Annotated in this window: 2 protein-coding genes; both read right to left on the minus strand. The window is 47.6% G+C overall.

Going from position 1 to position 525, the window contains the following annotated elements:
• Positions 1 to 185, minus strand: a 185-nt coding sequence (locus tag EIZ58_RS35020; protein ID WP_370297893.1) for an iron-containing alcohol dehydrogenase, incomplete at its 3' end; no start/stop codon positions are given.
• Entirely contained in the window at positions 166 to 453 is a 288-nt protein-coding gene (locus EIZ58_RS35025; RefSeq protein ID WP_255438532.1) for an iron-containing alcohol dehydrogenase, read from the minus strand. The genes EIZ58_RS35025 and EIZ58_RS35020, both read right to left, overlap by 20 nt.
• Positions 454 to 525: the final 72 nt, after the last annotated feature.

The raw sequence follows: 525 nt of genomic DNA on the forward strand, positions 1-525 counted from the left end.
TCCAATATCGCAAGCGTTGGAAATAAGTAGGGGCTAATGACCGCTAACTTAAAAGAAGTTTGCTTATTGGTTACGACGGTGGAATTGGTGACTTCACTCCCGGTCCCTGCCGTTGTGGGTATAGCAATAAGGGGAAGAGGAGGAATCTCAATCTTCCCCACCCCTTCATAGTCCCAAAATGTCACCCGGATTATTAGCCATCACGGCGATTCCCTTAGCCGTGTCAATACTGCTTCCTCCACCTACAGCCAATACAGCCTCACTTTGATGCTGCTTCAGGATCCCGGTTCCCTTCCGGATCGTTTCAGCGGACGGATTCGGCTCGACCTCATCAAAAATCTCATAATTCACTTGGGCAGCCGAAAGGGATTGTTCAATTCCTTCCAAAAGGTTAGCCGCTCTGACTCCTTTATCCGTTACAATCAGTACTCTTGCTCTAATTCCTTGATCCATGCTCCTGTTTTTTGAGAGATTCCATTCCCGCATTCTACTCGCGTTGGCATAAGATACTTAAAAGGCGTGGAG

The sequence above is a fragment of the Ammoniphilus sp. YIM 78166 genome, from assembly GCF_004522215.1.
In the GTDB taxonomy this organism is placed as follows: Bacteria; Bacillota; Bacilli; order Aneurinibacillales; family RAOX-1; genus YIM-78166.

Excerpts from the sequence above, each read along its gene's own strand:
- EIZ58_RS35025 (WP_255438532.1), bottom strand. The coding sequence starts at position 453 with ATGGATCAAGGAATTAGAGCAAGAGTACTGATTGTAACGGATAAAGGA.